The organism is Kocuria sp., assembly GCF_030536815.1.
In the GTDB taxonomy this organism is placed as follows: domain Bacteria; phylum Actinomycetota; class Actinomycetes; order Actinomycetales; family Micrococcaceae; genus Kocuria; species Kocuria gwangalliensis.
Genome location: NZ_JAUNPE010000012.1, coordinates 1 through 19,871 on the forward strand (window position 1 = coordinate 1; position 19,871 = coordinate 19,871).

General features: G+C 66.1%; 19 protein-coding genes and 1 tRNA gene. 11 read left to right on the forward strand and 9 right to left on the reverse strand.

Annotation, left to right across the window (positions count from 1 at the left end; genetic code table 11):
• Positions 1 to 374: 374 nt before the first annotated feature.
• The gene (locus tag Q4E95_RS02620; RefSeq protein WP_303381818.1) at positions 375 to 1,319 is read left to right on the forward strand and encodes a TauD/TfdA family dioxygenase; all 945 of its coding nucleotides are present in this window, start codon (positions 375 to 377) and stop codon (positions 1,317 to 1,319) included.
• A gap of 123 nt (positions 1,320 to 1,442) precedes the next feature.
• On the opposite strand, the gene Q4E95_RS02625 is transcribed toward Q4E95_RS02620, so the two are convergent.
• The 3 genes from Q4E95_RS02625 to Q4E95_RS02635 form a co-directional block, all read right to left on the reverse strand.
• A tRNA-Thr gene (locus Q4E95_RS02625) sits at positions 1,443 to 1,515 on the reverse strand.
• Between the two features lie 86 nt (positions 1,516 to 1,601).
• Complete coding sequence (locus Q4E95_RS02630; protein WP_303381819.1) at positions 1,602 to 2,612, reverse strand: LLM class flavin-dependent oxidoreductase; 1,011 nt, start codon at positions 2,610 to 2,612, stop codon at positions 1,602 to 1,604.
• Between the two features lies 1 nt (position 2,613).
• The gene (locus Q4E95_RS02635) at positions 2,614 to 3,999 is read right to left on the reverse strand and encodes an NtaA/DmoA family FMN-dependent monooxygenase (RefSeq protein ID WP_303381820.1); all 1,386 of its coding nucleotides are present in this window, start codon (positions 3,997 to 3,999) and stop codon (positions 2,614 to 2,616) included.
• Between the two features lie 230 nt (positions 4,000 to 4,229).
• Here Q4E95_RS02635 and Q4E95_RS02640 point away from each other — a divergent pair, with 230 nt between their 5' ends.
• Positions 4,230 to 6,179, forward strand: coding sequence for an FAD/NAD(P)-binding domain-containing protein (locus tag Q4E95_RS02640; RefSeq protein WP_303381821.1), 1,950 nt, complete (start codon positions 4,230 to 4,232; stop codon positions 6,177 to 6,179).
• On the opposite strand, the gene Q4E95_RS02645 is transcribed toward Q4E95_RS02640, so the two are convergent.
• From Q4E95_RS02645 to tmk, 3 genes are read right to left on the reverse strand one after another with little or no spacing between them, the layout of a single operon-like run.
• Positions 6,176 to 7,753: an alpha/beta hydrolase gene (locus Q4E95_RS02645; RefSeq protein WP_303381822.1), complete on the reverse strand. Its 1,578-nt coding sequence runs from the start codon at positions 7,751 to 7,753 to the stop codon at positions 6,176 to 6,178. The genes Q4E95_RS02640 and Q4E95_RS02645 overlap by 4 nt on opposite strands.
• A 20-nt stretch (positions 7,754 to 7,773) precedes the next feature.
• Complete coding sequence (locus Q4E95_RS02650; protein ID WP_303381823.1) at positions 7,774 to 8,901, reverse strand: DNA polymerase III subunit delta'; 1,128 nt, start codon at positions 8,899 to 8,901, stop codon at positions 7,774 to 7,776.
• Positions 8,898 to 9,533: a dTMP kinase gene (gene tmk / locus Q4E95_RS02655; RefSeq protein ID WP_303381824.1), complete on the reverse strand. Its 636-nt coding sequence runs from the start codon at positions 9,531 to 9,533 to the stop codon at positions 8,898 to 8,900. The genes Q4E95_RS02650 and tmk overlap by 4 nt, the downstream gene beginning before the upstream one ends.
• A 94-nt stretch (positions 9,534 to 9,627) precedes the next feature.
• On the opposite strand from tmk, the gene Q4E95_RS02660 reads away from it, so the two are divergent.
• Both Q4E95_RS02660 and Q4E95_RS02665 read left to right on the forward strand, forming a co-directional pair.
• Positions 9,628 to 10,758, forward strand: coding sequence for a PLP-dependent aspartate aminotransferase family protein (locus tag Q4E95_RS02660; RefSeq protein WP_303381825.1), 1,131 nt, complete (start codon positions 9,628 to 9,630; stop codon positions 10,756 to 10,758).
• A 10-nt stretch (positions 10,759 to 10,768) separates the two neighbouring features.
• The gene (locus tag Q4E95_RS02665; protein ID WP_303381826.1) at positions 10,769 to 11,119 is read left to right on the forward strand and encodes a DUF2516 family protein; all 351 of its coding nucleotides are present in this window, start codon (positions 10,769 to 10,771) and stop codon (positions 11,117 to 11,119) included.
• 32 nt (positions 11,120 to 11,151) lie between these two features.
• Here the strand turns inward: Q4E95_RS02665 and Q4E95_RS02670 are convergent, their stop codons facing one another.
• Positions 11,152 to 11,943 carry a trans-aconitate 2-methyltransferase gene (locus Q4E95_RS02670; RefSeq protein ID WP_303381827.1) on the reverse strand — a complete coding sequence of 264 codons (792 nt, stop codon included), beginning with the start codon at positions 11,941 to 11,943 and terminating at the stop codon, positions 11,152 to 11,154.
• Between the two features lie 77 nt (positions 11,944 to 12,020).
• Between Q4E95_RS02670 and Q4E95_RS02675 the strand changes: the two genes are divergently transcribed.
• On the forward strand, positions 12,021 to 12,779 hold the full coding sequence (locus tag Q4E95_RS02675; RefSeq protein WP_303381828.1) for a phosphoglyceromutase: 759 nt from the start codon (positions 12,021 to 12,023) through the stop codon (positions 12,777 to 12,779).
• 132 nt (positions 12,780 to 12,911) lie between these two features.
• Here the strand turns inward: Q4E95_RS02675 and phoU are convergent, their stop codons facing one another.
• Positions 12,912 to 13,610: a phosphate signaling complex protein PhoU gene (phoU, locus tag Q4E95_RS02680; RefSeq protein ID WP_303381829.1), complete on the reverse strand. Its 699-nt coding sequence runs from the start codon at positions 13,608 to 13,610 to the stop codon at positions 12,912 to 12,914.
• A 228-nt stretch (positions 13,611 to 13,838) separates the two neighbouring features.
• Here phoU and Q4E95_RS02685 point away from each other — a divergent pair, with 228 nt between their 5' ends.
• Together Q4E95_RS02685 and Q4E95_RS02690 are read left to right on the forward strand one after the other, a co-directional pair.
• Positions 13,839 to 15,032, forward strand: coding sequence for a cell wall metabolism sensor histidine kinase WalK (locus tag Q4E95_RS02685; RefSeq protein ID WP_303381830.1), 1,194 nt, complete (start codon positions 13,839 to 13,841; stop codon positions 15,030 to 15,032).
• Positions 15,029 to 15,709: a response regulator transcription factor gene (locus tag Q4E95_RS02690; protein WP_303381831.1), complete on the forward strand. Its 681-nt coding sequence runs from the start codon at positions 15,029 to 15,031 to the stop codon at positions 15,707 to 15,709. The genes Q4E95_RS02685 and Q4E95_RS02690 overlap by 4 nt, the downstream gene beginning before the upstream one ends.
• A gap of 73 nt (positions 15,710 to 15,782) precedes the next feature.
• Here Q4E95_RS02690 and Q4E95_RS02695 read toward each other — a convergent pair whose 3' ends face one another.
• Positions 15,783 to 16,319 carry a hypothetical protein gene (locus Q4E95_RS02695; protein WP_303381832.1) on the reverse strand — a complete coding sequence of 179 codons (537 nt, stop codon included), beginning with the start codon at positions 16,317 to 16,319 and terminating at the stop codon, positions 15,783 to 15,785.
• A gap of 234 nt (positions 16,320 to 16,553) precedes the next feature.
• On the opposite strand from Q4E95_RS02695, the gene Q4E95_RS02700 reads away from it, so the two are divergent.
• From Q4E95_RS02700 to cysS, 4 genes are read left to right on the forward strand one after another with little or no spacing between them, the layout of a single operon-like run.
• A complete protein-coding gene (locus tag Q4E95_RS02700; protein WP_190782494.1) occupies positions 16,554 to 17,036 on the forward strand; it encodes a CarD family transcriptional regulator in 483 nt (160 codons plus the stop codon).
• A 21-nt stretch (positions 17,037 to 17,057) separates the two neighbouring features.
• Complete coding sequence (locus tag Q4E95_RS02705; protein ID WP_303381833.1) at positions 17,058 to 17,855, forward strand: 2-C-methyl-D-erythritol 4-phosphate cytidylyltransferase; 798 nt, start codon at positions 17,058 to 17,060, stop codon at positions 17,853 to 17,855.
• Positions 17,856 to 17,895: 40 nt separating this feature from the next.
• The gene (gene ispF, locus Q4E95_RS02710; RefSeq protein ID WP_303381834.1) at positions 17,896 to 18,411 is read left to right on the forward strand and encodes a 2-C-methyl-D-erythritol 2,4-cyclodiphosphate synthase; all 516 of its coding nucleotides are present in this window, start codon (positions 17,896 to 17,898) and stop codon (positions 18,409 to 18,411) included.
• A gap of 9 nt (positions 18,412 to 18,420) precedes the next feature.
• Entirely contained in the window at positions 18,421 to 19,851 is a 1,431-nt protein-coding gene (gene cysS / locus Q4E95_RS02715) for a cysteine--tRNA ligase (protein ID WP_303381835.1), read from the forward strand.
• The last annotated feature ends 20 nt before the right edge of the window (positions 19,852 to 19,871 follow it).

Consider the following 19,871-nt stretch of genomic DNA (forward strand, 5'->3'; position numbering starts at 1 on the left):
GCCGACCGTGAGGTCACCATGCTGGACGGCACGCTGACCGGCTGAGCGCAGCCCGCCTACCACAGCGGCTGACAACCGCATGCACAGCCCGTTCCGCGCCCCCGAATCCAGTACGACCACGCCGTAGAACGTATTTGTCAAATTGTTACAGGACCCTTGGGGGTCGGCGCCCACACCTCTAGGGTGAAGCCATGTTTGTCGATCCGCAGCGCTGTTGTCGCTTCTCACGAAGGCCCTGACGAGCCGGTCTTAAAGCATGGCCGCTGTCTACAGATGCCGCCCTCTCAGCCCTCGGCCATCCCATCGCATTGGGACGTGCCCACTCCGCGATGCCGTCCTCCCGCCCACACTTCTGCACCTTGCGAGGAAACCCCATGACCACCACCACAGCCCCCGCGACGACCACCGATACCGGCCTGCGCCTGAAAAAACTTGGGCAGCACATCGGCGCCCGGATCGAGGGCCTGGACTTGTCCGGGCCCCTGGAGGAAGGCACGGTGTCCGCGATCCGGGCGGCGCTGAACGAGCACAAGGCGTTGGTCTTCACCGACGCCGGGATCAGCTCCGATGCCCAGCAAGAGGCCTTTGCGGCCCACTTCGGACCGCTGACCACCGCCCACCCCACCGTGACCTTCCACGAGGGCACTCCCAAGACGGTGCTACCCGTGGACAGTGAGGAGGCGGTGGCCAACCAGTGGCACACCGATGTCACCTTTGTGATCAACCCGCCGCAGATATCCACTTTGCGGGCGGTGGTGCTGCCCCCGTACGGCGGGGAGACCCTGATCGCCAACACTGCCGCCGCCTACAAGTCCCTACCGCGGGAGCTGCAGCACTTGGCGCAGACTTTGTGGGCCGAGCACACCAATGCCTCGGACTACATTCGGCCCCGGACGGTGCAGGGGGAGAAGGAGCAGCAGTACCAGCAGGCCTTTGTGTCCCAGACCTTCCGCACGGTCCACCCCGTGGTACGGGTGCACCCGCTGACAGGGGAGAAGGGGTTGTTCATCGGAGCCTTCGCCCAGCGGCTGCGGATCCTCGGGGTCTCCGCCCACGAGTCCGCGGACCTGCTGCGGCTTCTCCAGGCGCACGTCACCCGTCCCGAGCACGTGGTCCGGGTGGGGTGGGAGCCGGGGCAGGTGGTGGTCTTCGACAACCGGATCACCCAGCACTACGCGATCGACAACTACGACCGCGCCCCGCGGAAACTGAACCGGATCACCGTGGCCGGGGACGTCCCGGTCGGGGTCCACGGGCAGCGCAGTCACTCCCTCGAAGGAGACTCCTCGCAGTACTCCCCAATCGTCGAACTCCCTTGACCTGCTGCCCGTGGTCTCGAGGCCAGGTCGCTGATCGTCGGAGAGGCGGCCTCACAGGGGCGAGCAGCTGCCAAAAGACCCCGTTCTCCTGGTCATCCAGGAGAACGGGGTCTTTGCTCATCGAGCCACCTGCCGGAATCGAACCGGCGACCTATTCTTTACGAGGGAATTGCTCTACCGACTGAGCTAAGGTGGCGCAGCAGAACCGAGCATGGTTCAGATGCACCCAAGACAGTAGCAGACAACGCCGCTCGGGCCCCAATCAGCGGGGTTTTTGCTACCTCAGGCGTTGGCGTAGCGGTTCTTCGCCCGTGGCAGCCCCAGCCGCTCGCGCAGGGTGGAACCTTCCGTGGGTGCAGGGTCAGTGCCGACCAGCTCCGGGATCACCCCAGCGGCCGCCCGGATCGCCAGTTCCACGTCGTAGGGCCCCGTTTCCAGGACGACGCCGCTCACACCGACCTGAACCCAGCTCGCCACCAGTTCCGGATCGAGAGCAGCCGAGTCTGCGTCGATCACGACGAACACGCGGGCGGACGGGTTCCACTCGAGAACCGTGAGGGTCTCGGGGCCCACGGACTCCACCGGGAGCAGAACGGCGTCGGCGTGTTCCACCGCGGCGCGCAGATCTTCGAGGGAAACATCCGCGGTACGTTCTACGAAAACCGGAAGGTGCCCCTGCGTGGGGCGAGGGACGATCGAGGGCCCCTTCACGGTGAACTCCTCACCCGCGGAATCGGTTCCGCTGAAGTCCACGTAGTGCAGCTTGGAGCGGTCCACGAACCGGCCGGTGGTTTGATCGCGGATCTCCGCGTCCGCCTCCCACGAATCCCACAACCTGCGAACCACGTCGATGACGTCCGCGGTTTCCGCCCAGGCGGCCTCCGGAGAAGGTGCGGCGCGTCGACCGACGTTGGCGGCGGCGTCGGCCCCCAAAGAGGGCGCGAAGACAACACCGGCGCGGCCGTGCGTGGCCCAATCCAGGGACGCGCTCTCGGTGCCCATCAGGAACGGCTCGGTGTGGGTCGTGCGCAGGGTGGGGACCAGGCCCACGGAACTGGTCCGGGGGCCCAACCACGCGGCCGTCTGCAGCGCGGACAACCGGCCCGCCGCGGGCCCGGAGGCGGGTGCGGTGTCCAGCTCGTCATCGAGTAGCACGAACGCGGCACCGGCGGTCTCCGCCTCGACGGCGGCCTGACGAAGGGCGGCACCGGAGAAATATTCTGCGGGAGCCACGCGATCGATTCCCGGCCGGGGTGTGATGCGCGCGGCGATCACGAACGTAGGGGTGCTCATATCAGGCCTCCTGACCATTGGTAGCTGCGGCGCGGGCGGTAGAGCGTGCCCGCGACCATTCGGTGGCGGGACGGTAGCCGCCCAGCTCCATGGTGGTGCGCAGCGTGGGGTCCTCCTCCGCATAGGAATCGGGGTACACACCCATTTCCTGCAACCGGGGGACCACGGAGTCCACGAATTCGTCGAGGCCACCCGGCACCACGGTGGGAATCAGGATGAAACCGTCCGCGGCCCGCTCCTGGATGTACTGGTTCATCTGCCGGGCCACGGTGTCCGCGGAGCCGACAAAGGCGACACCGGGAGCCTCACGCACCACCAGGTCGCGGATGGACAGGTTCTCGGCCTGGGCGATCTCGCGCCAGCGCTGTGCCGTGGCCACCGGGTCCTTGACGTGCTTGACGCGGCCCTGGGAGACCTCGGGGCCGTCCAGCACGGGGTCGAAGTCGGGGAGCGGGCCGTCCGGATCGAACGAGGAGAGGTCCGTGTTCCACACGCGTTCCAGTGTGGCGATCGCGGTGGCACCGGAGTGCTGGGCGTAGGCCTGCTCCCGGGCGCGTTCGGCGGCGTCGGCGTCCGTGTCACCCAGGACATAGGAGACGCCCGGGTAGATGCGCAGGTCGTCCTCGGCGCGGCCGTACTTGGCGAGGCGGCCCTTGGTGTCCTTGTAAAAGGCCTTGCCGTCCTCCAGCTCGGAGTGGCGCGTGAAGATCACGTCGGCGGAGCCCGCGGCGAACTCACGGCCCGAATCCGAATCCCCGGCCTGGAAGATCACCGGGTGAACCTGGGGGCTGCGGGGCACGTCGAAACGACCGGAGATATCGAAGAATTCGCTGTGGTGTTCGTAGGCACCCGCGGTTTCGTCCGCGTCCTGCGCGGAGGCGGGCCAGGATTCCCACAACTGCCGGGCGGCGTCAATGAAGTCCTCGGCGCGCTGGTACCGCCGGGGGTAGGGGAGGTAGCCGCCGCGGCGGAAGTTCTCACCCGTAAACGCATCGGGGCTGGTCACCACGTTCCACGCGGCACGGCCACCGGAGAGGTGATCCAGGGTCGCGAATTGCCGCGCCAGCTCGTACGGCTCATGGAAGGTGGCGGTCAGCGTTCCGGCCAGGCCAATGCGCTCGGTGGCTGCGGCCACGGCCGACAGCACCGTGAGGGTGTCCGGGCGGCCCATGACGTCGAGGTCATAGATCTTGCCGTTCATCTCGCGCAGCCGCAGCCCTTCGGCCAGGAACAGGAAATCCATGAGGCCTCGCTCGGCGGTCCGCGCCATGTGAATGAACGAATCCACCGCAATGTGGCTTTCACTGCGCGGATCGGACCAAATCGTGGTGTTGTTGACGCCCGGAAAATGCGCCGCCAGGTGAACTCTGCGCGGTGAGCTGCTCATGACCTACCCTCTGTCGACAACGGTCCCGGACATGGTTGAGCGACCGGGCACTCCCATCCATGGTGCCGCCGCCACCGCGGTTGATTCCAGCCGGCTGACTTGATTCTTCACACGCTGTCACAGAGCGTCACACCGACCTGCGCTCTCACTGCCCGCGGCGATAGCGTGGCGAATACTGTCCGCAGTGCCCGTCCGTCAGGGGGGAGCACGCAACGTTCTGGAGGTCACCGGTGGACTCAAGCAGCGTCACATTCGTGGGTGGGGGTCCGCGTGCGGCCATGGTCTTGGAGCGCATCACCGCCAATTACCCGCACGACGCCGCGCCACTCACCGTCCACGTGGTGGAACCCTTTGAACCGGGAGCGGGTCGGATCTGGCGTTACGACCAGTCACCCCTGTTGAAACTCAATTCGATGGCGCAGGACATCACCATGTTCACGGACCGCTCCGTGCAGTGCGCGGGGCCCGCGCGTGAGGGGCCCACGCTGCTGGAGTGGTGCCGAGCCGTGCTCTCGGGAGAAATCACCGACCACCGGATCACCGACCCCGAGATCATGGCCCAGGTGCGTGAGCTGGGTCCGGAAAGCTTTCCCACCAGGCAACTGCAATCGTTTTATCTGGGCTGGTTCTACCGCCTGACCGTTGAGCACGCGGCCTCCAACGTGCGCGTGGAAACTCACCGTGCCACGGTCACTGCCGTGACGGACACCGAGCTCGGGCACACGGTGAACCTGGATTCGGGCGAGACCATCGCCTCGGATGCGGTGGTCTACACCGTGGGCCACACGGACAGCATGGGCTCCAACACCCAGCTGACCCGCGAACGCACGGCCGGTGCCCGCGGAGGTTTCTACGCTCCGCCCGCCTACACCAACGACGTCGATTACTCGCCCGTGCGCGCGGGGGACCGCGTGATCGTGACCGGCATGGGGTTGGCTTTCATCGACCTCATGGTGCTGCTGTACGAGGGCCGCGGGGGACGCTTCCAGATCTCCGGGCAGCGGGTGGACGGTCAACCCCGCGAAGGGATTCGCGACGGCGGTCCCCTCACCTACGTTGCGTGCGGCCGGGAGCCCCAGCTCTTTGTGGGATCCCGCCGCGGGGTCCCGTACCACAGCAAGATCACCTCGGTGCTCTCCGCCGATCCTGAGCCCTTGCGCTTCATCACCGCGGACACCGTGAACCGGTTGTTGGAGCAGCACAACACCCTCAACTTCCACGAGCACTTGTGGCCGCTCATTAATCAGGAGCTCGGTTACCACGTGTACCGGGAGCTGATCGTGGGGCACCCGGAACGCGCCCGGATGAGCTGGGAGGAGTTCGCACCCGCATACCGCGCGGCCTCCTGGGGGAGTAACGAGCTGCAGCGGCTCGTGCGCACGGCCATCCCCGATTCCCGCTATCGCGTGGATCTGGCGTCGATCGATCGACCCTTCGAGGACATGTTCTTCGAGGACCCCCAGCAGGTCCAGGACGCCCTGGTGCGCTACATCGAGCGCGACCTGACCCTGCGGACCCATCCGGATCATTCCGAGACCCAGGCGCTCTTCCTGGCACTACTTCGCACCTACATGGAAGTGGGCCGGTTGGTTCCTCTCGAGCACCTGGACGATGAATCCCAGCGACTCGTCCCGGGGTGGTGGCACGGCTTCTTCAGCTTTGTGGACTCGGGCCCGCCCGCTCATCGCCTCCAAGAGTTGCTGGCCCTGCACCGAGCCGGTTTCATCACGTTCCTGGGCCCCGATCTGGAGGTCACCACGGCACACCAGGACGCGCCCGAGGGAACTGCGGCGTTCCGGGCGCGCTCGCGGGCCGGCGGTGCGGATGTCTCCGCGAACAGCTGGATCGAAGCGCGATTGCCCGCGCCCACGGTGGTCTCGTCCGCTGATCCGGCGCTGCACCACGTGCATTCGAGCGGAGCAGGAGTCGAGCAGACCTTCGAAACCGAGGACGGCGCCACGGTCAGTACCGGCAAGCTCGTGGTCGAATCCACTGCTCAGGTGGTGGACCGCGCCGGAGCCGTGCAGCCCACGGTGTTCGCGGCGGGAAACTTCACGTCCGCCTGGAATGTCGGTGCGTTCGCACGCCCGCACGCCAACTCCGCACCCTTCAGGCAATGCGATGAACTGGCCCGCACCGTGTTGAGCGCCCTGGGGCTACCGGTGGTCCCGGCGAGCTAACCACACGTGGCGCCCTGTTCCGGTACGGTGCCGGAGACCAGGTAATTGTCCACGGCGTCCTTGATGCACGAGTCGCCGGACACGTACGCGGTGTGACCCCAGCCGTCATGGGTCAGGAGTCGTGCGTTGCCAAGCTCCGCCACGAGCGCTTCCGACCATGCGTAGGGGGTGGCGGGATCGTGGGTCGTGCCCACCACGAGCAGTGTTTCATCGGTGTCCGCTGCGTAGGAATCGAGGGGTGTGACGGGTTCGTCCGGCCAGCCCTGGCATGCGGCGTCACCGTAGCTGAGGTACGGCCCGAACGTGGGAGCCTCCTCGGCCATGGTCTCTGCGGCTTGCGCCATGTCCTGATCGGAGATCCCACGCGAGACGGTGTCCAGACAATTGACGGCCGTGAAGGCCTCGGACACGTTCGAGGTGTACTCGCCGGAGGAGTTCCGGCCGTGGTTGGAGTCCGAGTACCCCATGAGCTCGTCGAAGTTCCCGTCAAAGGCCTTCTCGAGTGCGGAGTTCAACTGCGCATAGGACGCCGTGGAGTACAGGGGGACCAGAATGCCCTCCACAGCGTTCACGGCCGTGATCCGGCGCCCGTCGGACACGGTGATGTCCTCGTCAGACACCTTGGCCAGTAGATCCTGGATCTGCTCCATGCCGGCAGCCACGCCGTCAGTTCCCACGGCACAGCGGTTATTCGAATCCTGGCAGTCCTGGACCCAGTGCCGGAGGTTGTCCTCGAAGCCCTTGGCCTGGTCCAGCGTCACAGCCCGTTCGTCCATGGTGGGATCCACGCCGCCGTCCAGCACGAAGCGTCCGGTGCGCTGCGGGAACAGGTGTGCGTAGGTGGCGCCGATCTCGGTGCCGTAGGAGAAGCCCAGGTAGTGGGTGGCCGGCTGGTCGAAGACCGCGCGCAGCACGTCCAGGTCCTTGGCCACGGACTGGGTATCCATGTGGGCCACCACGGGGGATGACTTCTCGTGGCACTTGGCCCCGATCTGCGCGTACGTGGCACGCATGTCGGCCACCGTTTCGGTGCCCGGTTCGAACGCGGGCTCGGCTCGCCACTCGTCCATTTCTTGATCGGTGAGGCAGTCAATGCCGTCCGAGCGTTCCACGCCGCGGGGGTCGAAACCCACGATGTCGTAGTTGTCCCGTACCGAGGCCGAGGCGAAGAAGCCCGCGGACAGCATCATGTCCACCCCGGACCCGCCGGGACCTCCGGGGTTCAAGAACAGGGTGCCCTGGGGATCGTCCTCGGAGGCGGACAACCGGGAGACCTCCACGAATGTGTCTCCGGCGCCGGGGTTCGCGTAATCCACGGGAACGCTCACGCGGGCGCACTCGAGGTTCTTGGCGGCGTCCTGATCCTCCTGGGAGTAGTCGCACTCACCCCATGAGAGGTCCTGGGTGTAGTACGTGGCCAACGCGGAATCGGTGCCCGCGGTGACGTCAGGATCGGCCTGGGACGCTGCCCCCAACCCAGAGTCCTGCTGAGACTGCGGAGCGCAGCCGGTCAGCGCCAGAGCTGCTACGGCAACGGCGGCGGCCACCCAACGGGCCGGGGGAGTACGAGTCACGGATTTCCCTTCGGTGCCGCTCAGACGAGCGAGACCATCATGGCTTCGAAGGCCAGTTGCGCGCTGACATTGGTGCGGATCCGGTCCCTGGTCTCACTGATCACATCAATACGTTCCAGGGTCTGTTCCGCGCTGCTGTTGACGGCGTAGTCCTGGATGTCACGCGTGAGGTGCTGGTTGATCAGTTCGGTTCCGGTGTGCAGCTGCACGCTGAGCACGTCACGGTAGAACGTGGTCAGATCGATCAGGAAACGGTCCAGGGTGTCCGTCTGAATCCGGCGGGAGCGCCGTTTTTGATCCGCTTCTAAACGGTTGAGCGCACCGCGGATCGCGGGCGGCATCCGACCGGATTCGGGTGCACCGAGGGCCACGAGCAACTGCGCGCGTTCCTCGTCGTTACGGGCTTCCGCGTTGGCGGCGGACTCGTCCACCGCGAGCCGGTGCAACCGGTCGGCCGCGCGGACGGCCTGGGTCACACCGCGCATGTTCAGCGGCAGGGACACCACTTCTTGGCGGCGCGTGCGGGCGTCGTCGTAGAGGGCCAGGCGGGTGGCGATTCCCACGTGGCACTGGGCCAGCCGCGCGCATTCAACGGCGCGTTCCTGACTCACGCTGTGCCGACTGACGAGCAGCTGGGCCACGTCCTGGGCGGAAGGAACTTTCAGGGTGACGGGACGGCAACGCGAGCGGATGGTCACCAGCACATCCATGGGGGAGGGCGCGCACAGCAACCAAATGGTGTGCGGCGGGGGTTCTTCGATGGCCTTGAGCATCACGTTGGAGGTGCGCTCGGTCATCCGGTCCGCGTCCTCCACGATCATCACGCGCCACTGACCCACCGACGGGCGGTCCTGCGCCTTGACCACGAGCTCGCGGGCTTCCTCGATGCTGATCTGGGGGTTTTCCGTGACGAAGTGCATGACATCCGCGTGCGACCCCGCAAAGGCCGTGCGGCACGCGTGACACTCACCGCAGCCGGTGCCGTGTTCGCACAACAGCGCCGCAGCCAATGCTCGCGCGGCGGTGGAACGACCGGAACCCGGTGGGCCGGTGAACAGCCACGCATGAGTGGGGTTGTTGTCCCGGGCGGCGCGTTCGAGCTGTTCCACCACGTGATGCTGGCCCACGAGCTGATCCCACACGGTCATGGCAGCACCTCCGCAAGACGCCTGAGAATCTGATCGGTGATGACCTGGGCGGGTTGATCCGCGCTCAACACCAGGTACCGCTCCGGCGCGGCGGCGGCGAGTTCACGGAAGGCCTGATTGACCACCGTGTGGAAGTCACGGTCCTCACCCTCCATGCGGTCGGCCGAGCAGCCTCGGTCGGTGCGGCGACTCTCGGCCACGGAGGTCTCCACATCCAGCAACACGGTGAGGTCGGGCGTCAAACCGCGTAGCGCCCACTCGTTGAGTTCCTGGACGTTCCCCAGCCCCAGGCCGCGGGCGGCGCCCTGATACGCCACGGAGGAATCCACGAACCGGTCGGAGATCACCACGTCACCGCGCTCGATGGCGGGGCGGATGAACCGGTTCACGTGATCCGCACGGGCGGAGGCGAACAACAGGGCCTCCGTGTGGGGATCCACCGGCGCGTGGGTGGGATCGAGCACGAGCCCGCGCACGGATTCGGCCAGGGGAGTGCCCCCGGGCTCGCGCGTGCGGGCCACGGTGCGCCCCTGGGATTCAAGGGCGCGCGCCACCGCCCGGACCTGGGTGGATTTCCCGGCCCCGTCCCCGCCTTCGAAGACGAGCAGTGCACCGCGCGCAGTCTCATTCACGCGCTCAACTGTACCGAGTGTGACCGACAGGCTGTACGCCGAACTGCCCGGGTGCAGTGCGAGCGCCGCGGCGCTCGCGCATTACCCTGGAACCATGCGTAAAGACACAGTGGTCGTCTCCGGCGGCCGACCCGCCCACGAGCACGACGCTCCCGTGAACCCGCCCGTGGTCCTCACCTCCACCTATCGAGGTGCCGGTGATCTCAACGACCGGGACCGCACGTATGCGCGGTTCACCAACCCCACGTGGGAGGCGTTCGAGGACGTTCTCGCCGACCTCGAGGACGCTCCGATTCCCGCGCTCAGCTACGCCTCCGGTATGGCCGCCGTTGCGTCCGTGCTGACGCTGGTTCCCGTGGGCGGCACCCTGGTCATGCCTCAGCACTGCTACCAGGGGACCCTCCAGCTGGCTCACCGGCTCGAGGAGCGTGGGATTTTCGCCGTACGCACCGTGGACGTCGCTGATACCGACGCCACGATCGCGGCCCTCCGTGGCGCGGACGTCCTGTGGCTGGAAAGCCCCACCAACCCCATGCTCGAGGTTGCCGATCTGCCCGCCGTGCTTGCCGCGGCCCGCGAGGCCGGTGTGCTGTCCTGCGTGGACAACACGTTCGCGACTCCTCTGCTGCAGCGGCCGCTCACCCTCGGCGCGGATCTCGTGGTGCACTCGGTCACCAAGTACCTGGCCGGCCATTCCGACGTCGTTCTGGGCGCCGTGGTCTGCTCCACACCCGAGCTGCGGGCGAACCTCAAGAAACAGCGCTCGCTCGAGGGCGCCATCCCCGGTCCCTTCGAGGCGTGGCTCGCGCTGCGTGGCGTGCGCACGTTGTCCGTGCGACTCGAACGCTCCATGGCCAGCGCCGCCGAGCTGGCTCGTCGGCTCAGTGCGCACCCCGGGGTGTCCGAGGTTCGGTACCCGGGACTACCGGGCGACCCGGGTCACGAACGCGCTGCGGCCCAGATGGACGGCGGATTCGGTTCGATCATCTCGCTCGTCCCGCTCGCCGACGTCGCCGCGACCCAAACGCTCGTGGAGGGCCTGAGTGTGTGGACCCCGGCCACGTCCCTGGGTGGCGTGGAGTCCTTGGTGGAGCGGCGGCGTCGGCACCACGACGAACCGGACACCGTACCGGACACCCTGTTGCGGCTGTCCGTGGGAATTGAGAACGTGGATGACTTGTGGGAGGACCTGAAAGCGGGTCTGGACGAACTGGTAGATCGGTAGACTGAACAACGTGACCTCAATCCCCTGGGCCATTGCACTGGCCAGTTACCTGGACTACGCCATCACGCTGGTGGTGGCCGCGCTGAGCCTCATGGCCGCCCTGGACTGCGTGCGCCGTTCCGCGCCGCAGTTCGAGCGCGCCTGGAAACGGACCAAGACCTTTTGGCTGGCGTTGACCGCCGGCGCCGCCGTGGTGAGCGTCCTGAGCGCGGTGTTCTCCACCATGTCGCTGATCAGCAGCGGCTATCCGGGTCAAGGGTCATTGATTCTCATGCTGATTGCCGCGACCATTGCCGGCGTCTATCTGGCCGACGTGAAGCCAGCGGTGTCCAGCGAGTCCGGCAATCCCGGTTACTGGTAAGCCGTCCTCACCGGTGTGCCGGTACCGCCCGCTCAGTGGGTTTTCACCGCGTCCCACGCGACCGTGAGCTCCCCCAGGCGCCAACGGGATTCACGGTGCAGCACGGGCCAACCCTCGGCGCGCAACCGTGCGCACATCGCCAACCAACGTTGCCGGGATCCGAAGGATGCCAGAGGAGCGAGGGTCAGCCACGCGGCGTCGGCGGCGGCGAGGAAGTGCTGGATGCGCTCGCCGGGCACGTTGTGATGAATCAAAGCCTTGGGCAGGCGTTCGGCCACGTCCGACGGGCGCTCGAAGCTCCCGAGCTGCATGCTGATCGTCAGGGTCAACGGGCCGGTGGCATCGCAGCAGATCCAGGTGGCCCTGCGGCCGATCTCGTCGCACGTGCCGTCCATGAACACTCCGCCCGGTGCCAACCGTGAACACGCGAGTTCCCACGCGGCCGGAACATCGCGCTCGTCGTACTGGCGCAACACGTTGAAGGCGCGGATGAACGCGGGGGAGCGGCCGGGAATCGGAATCTCGAAGCCGCCGCGCCGGAAGCTCAACCCGGGACGGGAAAACGCTTGCGCCGCGGCCACGCGATCCGGATCGATCTCCACACCCACCACCTCGATATCGGGGCGCACGCGCAAGAACCGGTCGCTCATCTCGACCGTGGTGGTGGCGGCCGCTCCGAAGCCCAGATCGACCACGAAAGGATCCGTCGCGCGGCGGAGCACGGAGGCCAGCGGGCCGAGGGCATAGCGGTCCGCGCGGCGCAATCGATTGGGGTTGGTGGTACCCCGGGTGACGGTTCCTACGGGGCGGGAGCGGGCTGGCACATCGTCACTGTAACGGCGCTGGGTGACACACGCGAATAACACGTGCCAACGGCTCACGCGGGTGGAAGAATGAGGCCATGGCTAATGATTCAGCAACACACAAGCTCATCCTCCTGCGCCACGGGCAATCGGAGTGGAACGAGAAGAACCTGTTCACCGGCTGGGTGGATGTGCCGCTGACCGAGAAGGGCAGGGCTGAGGCCAAGCGCGGTGGTGAGTTGATCAAGGACAACGACCTCGCACCGGACGTTCTCCACACGTCACTGCTGCGCCGGGCCATCAACACGGCCAATATCGCCCTGGACGCCGCGGACCGGCACTGGATTCCCGTCAAGCGTTCGTGGCGCCTGAATGAGCGCCACTACGGCGACCTGCAGGGCAAGGACAAGACGCAGGTGCGCGACCAGTACGGTGAGGACCAATTCATGGTGTGGCGCCGTTCCTACGACACCCCGCCTCCCGCACTGGATGACTCCTCCGAGTTCTCGCAGGCCGGTGACCCCCGCTACGCGGACGTGGCGGACCTGCCCCGTACCGAGTGCCTCAAGGACGTACTCGAGCGCTTCCTGCCGTACTGGCAGGAGCAGATCGTCCCGGACCTGAAGGCCGGTAAGACCGTGCTCGTGGCCGCGCACGGTAACTCGTTGCGGGCGCTCGTGAAGCACCTGGACGATATTTCCGACGAGGACATCGCCGGGTTGAACATCCCCACCGGTATCCCGCTGTACTTCGAGCTGGACCACAACCTCAAGCCGGTCACGATCGGCGGTGCCTACCTGGATCCCGAGGCAGCTGCCGAATCGATCAAGGCCGTAGCCAACCAGGGCAAGAAGTAACTTTCGGTTCCACCACACGAAGAACGCCCCCACCGCGTGGTGGGGGCGTTCTTCATAGGTTTGCGATGGGATCGGCAACGTGCTGCGCGTCGATACCGGGCGAGCGCGGCCGGGTTCTTTCGAAACTCGTGATTATTCGCCGGTGTCGCTGCCGATGTGGCCGTGGCCGGTGGGGTGTGCGTCGGAGACGGGAGCCCAGTCACCGGTGACCAAGTAGGAGACCTTGCGAGCCACGGACACGCAGTGATCGCCGATGCGCTCGAGGTAGCGAGACGCCAGAGTGACGTCCACCGCGGTGGGCACCGAGGAATCCCAGTTGGGATCGGCCAGCATGTCGAAGACCCTCTGGTGCTTTTGATTGAGCTCGGACTTCAGTGAGTAGATCTCGTCCGCAACCGTCATGTCGCGGTCCTCGAGAACCAAGATCACCCGTTCGATCAACTGGAGATCAAGGTCGAACATTGCCGCGAAGTGATCACTCAGCGCCTCCGGGAGCACGGGCTCCGGGAAGCGCATGCGTGCCAATTGGGACAGGTGGCGAGCCAAGTCACCCATGCGTTCGAGCGAGGCGCTCATTCGCAGGGCGCCCACGATCATGCGGAGGTCGGAGGCAACGGGGGACTGCAGCGCCAGGATGTCGATGGAGCGCTCGTCCAAGTCGTTCTGGAGGAAGTCGATACGGGCGTCGTTGGAGATGACCTCTTCGGCCACCTGCACGTCCGCTTCGAGGAAAGCGACCTTGGAGCTCTTCAGTGCCTGCTGCACAAGAGTGGCGATCTGAATCAGCTCTTCACCTACCTGGTGAAGTTCAGCCTGGAAAACCTTGCGCACAGAGAGCGTCCTTTCGTTCAGAGCATTCGTTGGTCACGTAGTTTACGCGATACTGCTGTCCAGCCGGCAGCTCGAACCCGGAGGGACACGATGCATACGCACGAGCGCTCTCACACTCGCAGGGGCGAATGAACTGTGACTCACCCCGAGGTGAACGTTGGTTGAACCCGGTGTGCAACGCCCGGAATGCGCGCCGAGCGCTCGATCCCTCCGTCTAAGCTGGGCAGGGTGAGCATGACCTCCGTTGCCCTTCTCGCGGGCTTTGTCGGTTTCCTGCTCGGCATCAGTGGATTGGTCGCCGTGCGGGTCAGCCAGCGTCGCCGCCGTTCCGCGGTGACCGTGGAAGAACCCACCCTGCCCGAGGGGACCGCCGAGATCCTGGCCGCCCTCGGTCTGGCCTACGTGGTGGTCGACGGGGTGGACGGCGTGATCAGGGCGTCCCCGGCCGCCTACGCGTACGGGATCGTCCGGGGCCACACCGTGGTTCACCCGGAGTTGCTGCAGATGATCAGACGCACCAGGCGCAACGGCGCGGTCGAGGAAAGGCGCTTGGAAATCACTCGCGGCACGTTGGAGAAGAGCGCTCTCGTGCTGGACATTCGCGTGGTCACCATTGCGGAGGAATACATTCTTCTCCTCGCCGACGACGAAACCGATATCGTTCGCGCACAGTCCATCCGTAACGACTTCGTAGCGAATGTGTCTCACGAGCTCAAGACGCCCGTGGGTGCGATCAGTTTGCTTTCCGAGGCTCTCGCGGACGCCGCCGAGGACCAGGAGGCCGTGCGGCACTTCGCGAACAGCCTGCACAAGGAGGCGGTGCGGTTGACCGCACTGGTCCAGGACATCATCGAACTGTCCCGGTTGCAGGGCGCCGACGTGGTGTCGAAGGGGACCGTGGTGGACTTGAACAAAGTGGTGAGTGAGGCGGTGGATCGCACCCGCCTGACCGCCGAGGCCAAGGGCATTTGCATCAAGGTGGGGGGCACCCTCAAGACCCCGGTCTACGGGGATCCGGACCTCCTGGTGACAGCCACACGCAATCTCATAGACAACGCAGTGCGGTATTCGCCGGAGAACACTCGCGTGGGTGTTGGGCTGCGGGAACGGGACGGCACGGCCCAACTCATGGTCACTGATCAGGGCCCGGGGATACCCGACGCTGAGCAGGACCGCATTTTCGAGCGCTTTTACCGTGTGGACAGCGCGCGCTCACGCCAGACCGGAGGCACAGGACTGGGGTTGAGCATCGTCAAGCATGTGATGGCCCAGCACGGCGGGGAGGTATCCGTGTGGTCGCAGTCCGGGCGAGGATCCACCTTCACGCTGGTGATTCCCCAAGCGGAGGACCTGGACGAACTCAACGGCACGGTGGCCGTCTCCACCAATGAACGTATGCACCTAGAGGAGGAGCGTAAGTGACCCGCATTCTGATGGTCGAGGACGAAGAGTCTCTCAGCGATCCCCTGGCGTATTTGCTGGGCAAAGAGGGATTTGAAGTGACCGTGGTGGCCGATGGCCTCTCCGCGGTCAGCGAGTTCGATCGGTCAGGAGCGGATCTTGTCCTCCTGGATCTGATGCTGCCCGGTCAGTCGGGCACGGAGGTCTGCAAGCAGATCCGGCAGCGGTCGACCGTTCCCATCATCATGCTCACCGCCAAGGACGCCGAGATCGACAAGGTCCTGGGACTCGAACTGGGCGCGGACGACTACGTGACCAAACCGTATTCCGCCCGTGAACTCGTGGCTCGGATCCGAGCCGTGCTGCGGCGTCGGGCGGAACCCGACGAGCTGATGACCGCGACCGTCGCTGCGGGCCCGGTGCGCATGGACGTGGAACGCCACGTGGTCAATGTTGCCGGCGAGGCCGTGACCATGCCGCTCAAAGAGTTCGAGCTCCTGGAGATGTTGCTCCGCAACGCGGGCCGGGTGTTGACCCGCGGGCAGCTCATCGACAGGGTGTGGGGATCCGATTACGTGGGTGACACCAAAACCCTGGACGTGCACATCAAGCGTTTGCGTTCCAAGGTCGAACCGGACCCTTCGCAACCCCGTCACATCGTGACGGTGCGCGGTCTGGGATACAAGTTCGAGGCCTGAAAAGGGTCTGACACGGTGAGAGGGCCTCATCCCGGTGGGATGAGGCCCTCTCACGTCAAGGCTGGCTGTTCGGTCAGTGACCGCCCTCTTCGGACTCCGCCTTGGGAGTGTTGGAAGGGTTGGCAGGAGTGGATGGTGCACCGCCGGGCATCAACGATGCGTAGCGCGGGTAGGTGTGGTCCAGTACGGGCACCGACTGGGTGGAGGACTGGCCGTCCGCCTCGAGCTCGGTTTCGACCATGAGGCCCGGCCCGGCACCGGCCCGGTCAACCATCACGGGTTCCGACGTCTCCAGCATCACCGTGTCGTTGGCGGGAACCTCGACCTCTGCCGTGGCGCCGTCCGCGTCAATCGACAAGGTGGCCGGCTCGGAGCCCTCGTTGACCACGGAGCCGATCACGCGGCCCTCGGAGTCCGCATCCGTGGCAAGGATCATGAGGTTGCGTACCTTCACGTCACCCAGGTCGGCCTGAATGCCGTCCGAGGGCGCGTACTCGTCCGCGGTGGCCTGAGGGCTCACGTACCCGCAACCGGTTGCGGTCAACAATGCGGCGGCCGCAGCAGCACCCAAACCAAAGTGCTGCAGCTTCTTGCGGGCGGCGTTCTTCACGGCACGAACTCCTCGGGCTCTAAGACGATGTGTCGAATATCTGCGGCAAGTCTAGCGTTTTGGCGACGCAACGTCTGCATCCGCGTATGGGGACACGCTCGCGGCGTCGTCCGTGACGAGCACGGCACAATGCTGCCGCATCCGCCATTTCGCGCGGGATTCCGGGGGAGCTGGGCCGAGCGCGGCAAATAATACACCGTGGTAGAATCGAAAGGCTGAAAGGGGTTTGTGTACATGGTTTTTGAGGTTGGCGAGACGGTTGTCTACCCCCACCACGGTGCCGCAACGATCGAAGAGATCAAGACGCGCACCATCAAGGGCGAAGAGAAAATGTATCTGCGTCTGAAGGTCACGCAGGGCGATCTGATGATCGAGGTGCCCGCTGACAACGTGGACCTCGTGGGAGTGCGGGACGTCGTGGACGAGGAGGGACTCAAAGAGGTCATCTCCGTTCTGCAGGCCAAGGATGCCGAAGAGGCGTCCAACTGGTCCCGCCGCTACAAGGCGAACCTGGAGAAGCTCGCTTCCGGCGATGTCCTCAAGGTGGCCGAGGTCGTTCGTGACCTGTGGCGCCGCGATCAGGGTCGTGGTTTGTCGGCCGGTGAGAAGCGCATGCTGGCCAAGGCCCGTCAGATCCTCACGTCGGAGCTCGCTCTGGCCAAGGAGATCGACGAGGAAGAAGCCGAGAAGCGTCTCGACGACATCCTGGCCGATTGATTCAGGGTCACTTCGACTCGTATGGCATTGACTGACCTTTCTGCGAGCCCGTCCGTGAAGGACGGGCTCGCTGTCATTGTGGTGGCCGCCGGTTCCGGCACCCGCCTGGGCTACGGCATGCCCAAGGCGTTGGTTCCCCTCGCCGGGCGCCCCATTCTCGACATCGCCCTCGAATCCGTGGCTCGTGCCCTGCCGTCCGCCCGGATCATCGTCACCGTGCCCGCCGGGGACACCGAACTGAGCGCCATTGCCGTGGCTCACGGTGCGCACGCGGTGACCGGCGGAGCGACCCGCGCGCAGTCCGTTGCCTGCGCACTCGCGGCCGTGGATTGCGCGGCGACTTACGTTCTGGTCCACGACGCCGCTCGCTGCCTGGTCCCCGCGCGGGTCACCACCGCCGTGGTGGCCGCATTGGCGGCCGGCGAGCGGGCCGTGGTGCCCGTCCTTCCCGTCAATGACACGGTTCGTGGAGTGGATGCGCAGGGCCACAGCGCCGGAACGGTGGACCGTTCCGGGTTGCGCGCGGTGCAGACCCCGCAGGGCTTCGATGCCGACCTCCTGGTGGATGTGAATCGCCAGGCCGGTCTGCTCGAACTCGATGACCAGGGGGCATTGACACCGGTGAACCGCGTGGCCGATCCCGAGGGCATCACCGACGACGCGTCCTTGATCGAACGCTTTGCTCGCCACGTCCCCGTGACGCTCGTGGCCGGCCACGACGAATCATTCAAGATCACCCGTCCCTTCGACCTGGTCACTGCGCGTGCCGTTCTGGAAGAACGCGCCCACCGGGCCGTCGCTGACCACGTGGCTGATTGACGGACACGGGCCGGCCGAACCCATCGGAGATGATGAACCCATGACCGAACAGCCAGAAATTCCTTTGCCGCACTCGGCCCAGCTACCGCTCACCGGAATCGGGGTGGACGTCCACGCCTTCGGACCGGAGGGAACCCCGTTGTGGGTGGCCGGTCTGCATTGGCCGGGGGAGCGGGGGCTCACGGGTCACTCGGACGGTGACGTGGTGGCCCACGCCGCCGCGGACGCACTGTTCTCCGCCGCGGGCCTCGGTGACCTGGGAGTTCACTTCGGTACGGATCGGCCGGACATGGCCGGGGCGTCCGGGCAACGGATCCTGGGCGAGGCCGCAGCCATCGTGCGGGAGGCGGGCTACGACGTCGGCAACATCTCGGTGCAGCTGATCGGTAACCGGCCCAAGTTCTCGCCCAGGCGAGAAGAAGCCGCCGCGGTGCTCAGCAAAGCGGCCGGGGCGCGGGTGCATTTGAGCGCGACCACCACGGACGCCCTCGGACTGACCGGCCGCGGCGAGGGGCTGGCGGCCATCGCGACCGCGCTCGTGATCCCGCGCCGTTAGACTGGGCGGGTGACTTTGCGCTTTTACGACACCGCCTCCGCAACCGTTAAAGACTTCGAACCCGTGTACCCGGGTGAGGCCCGGTTGTATTACTGCGGTGCCACGGTGCAGGGCGCGCCGCACATCGGGCACGTGCGGTCGGCGCTCGTGTTCGACCAGCTCTCGCGCTGGCTCGCTTTCCGCGGCTACACGGTGACCACGGTCCGCAACGTCACGGACATCGACGACAAGATCCTGGTGAATTCGGCGGCCTCCTTCGCCCCCGACTACGCGGGCGGGCACCCGCGTGAGCCATGGTGGGCCCTGGCCTACCGCTTCGAACGCGTTTTCTCCGACGCCTACGCCGCTCTGGGCATTGCCGCGCCCACCTACGAACCGCGCGCCACCGGACACATCCCCGAGATGCACGCACTCATCCAGACGTTGATCGATGAGGGTCATGCCTATCCCGCCCCGGACGATTCCGGTGACGTCTACTTCGACGTTCGCTCCTGGCCCCGGTACGGCGAATTGACGCGCCAGCGCGTGGACGACATGCAGGACGCCCCGGACGCAGATCCCCGCGGCAAGCGCGATCCCCGTGACTTCGCACTGTGGAAGGGTCACAAGGCGGACGAGCCGGAGACCGCCGCGTGGGATTCGCCGTGGGGTAAGGGGCGGCCCGGCTGGCACCTCGAGTGCTCGGCCATGGCCGCCAAGTACGTGGGCACCCATTTCGACATCCACGGCGGTGGCCTGGACCTTCGCTTTCCGCACCACGAGAACGAAGTGGCGCAGTCCACGGCGGCCGGCCAGGAGTTCGCGAACTTCTGGCTCCACAACGGCCTGGTCACGTACCAGGGCGAAAAGATGTCCAAATCCATTGGCAACACGGTCTCTCCCGAGCACATGCTCGCGGAGGCCCGCCCGTTGGCCGTGCGCTACTACCTGGGACAGGCCCATTACCGCTCGGTCCTGGACTACCGTCCCTCATCACTGCGGGAAGCGACGTCGGCGGTCGAGCGCGTGGAGGCCGTCCTGGTCGCCGCGAGAGGTGCGGGGCTGAGCTTGGCTTGGCAACCGCAGGACGTGCCCGCGAACTTCACGCGCGTCATGGACGACGACCTCAACGTGCCGCAGGGCCTTGCCGTACTGCACGAGACGGTTCGCGCCGTGAACGGCGCCCTGGCCACCGGTGACATCGACGACGCCGCCGCAGCGGTCCGCGCGGTGGCCGCCATGTCCGAGGTGCTCGGCCTGCTGCAGCTGATGAACCTTGACGGTGCCGGCGGAGGTGGCGAACACCAGGCGTTGGACTCCCTGGTCCGTCAACTGCTGGACCAGCGCGCTCAAGCTCGTGCGGACAAGAACTGGGCCCTGGCGGACAAGATTCGCGATCAACTGGCGGATGCCGGAGTGGTCGTGAAGGACGGGGCCCAGGGCTCCGTGTGGTCCGTGTGATTCGGCCGCTGCCCTAAACT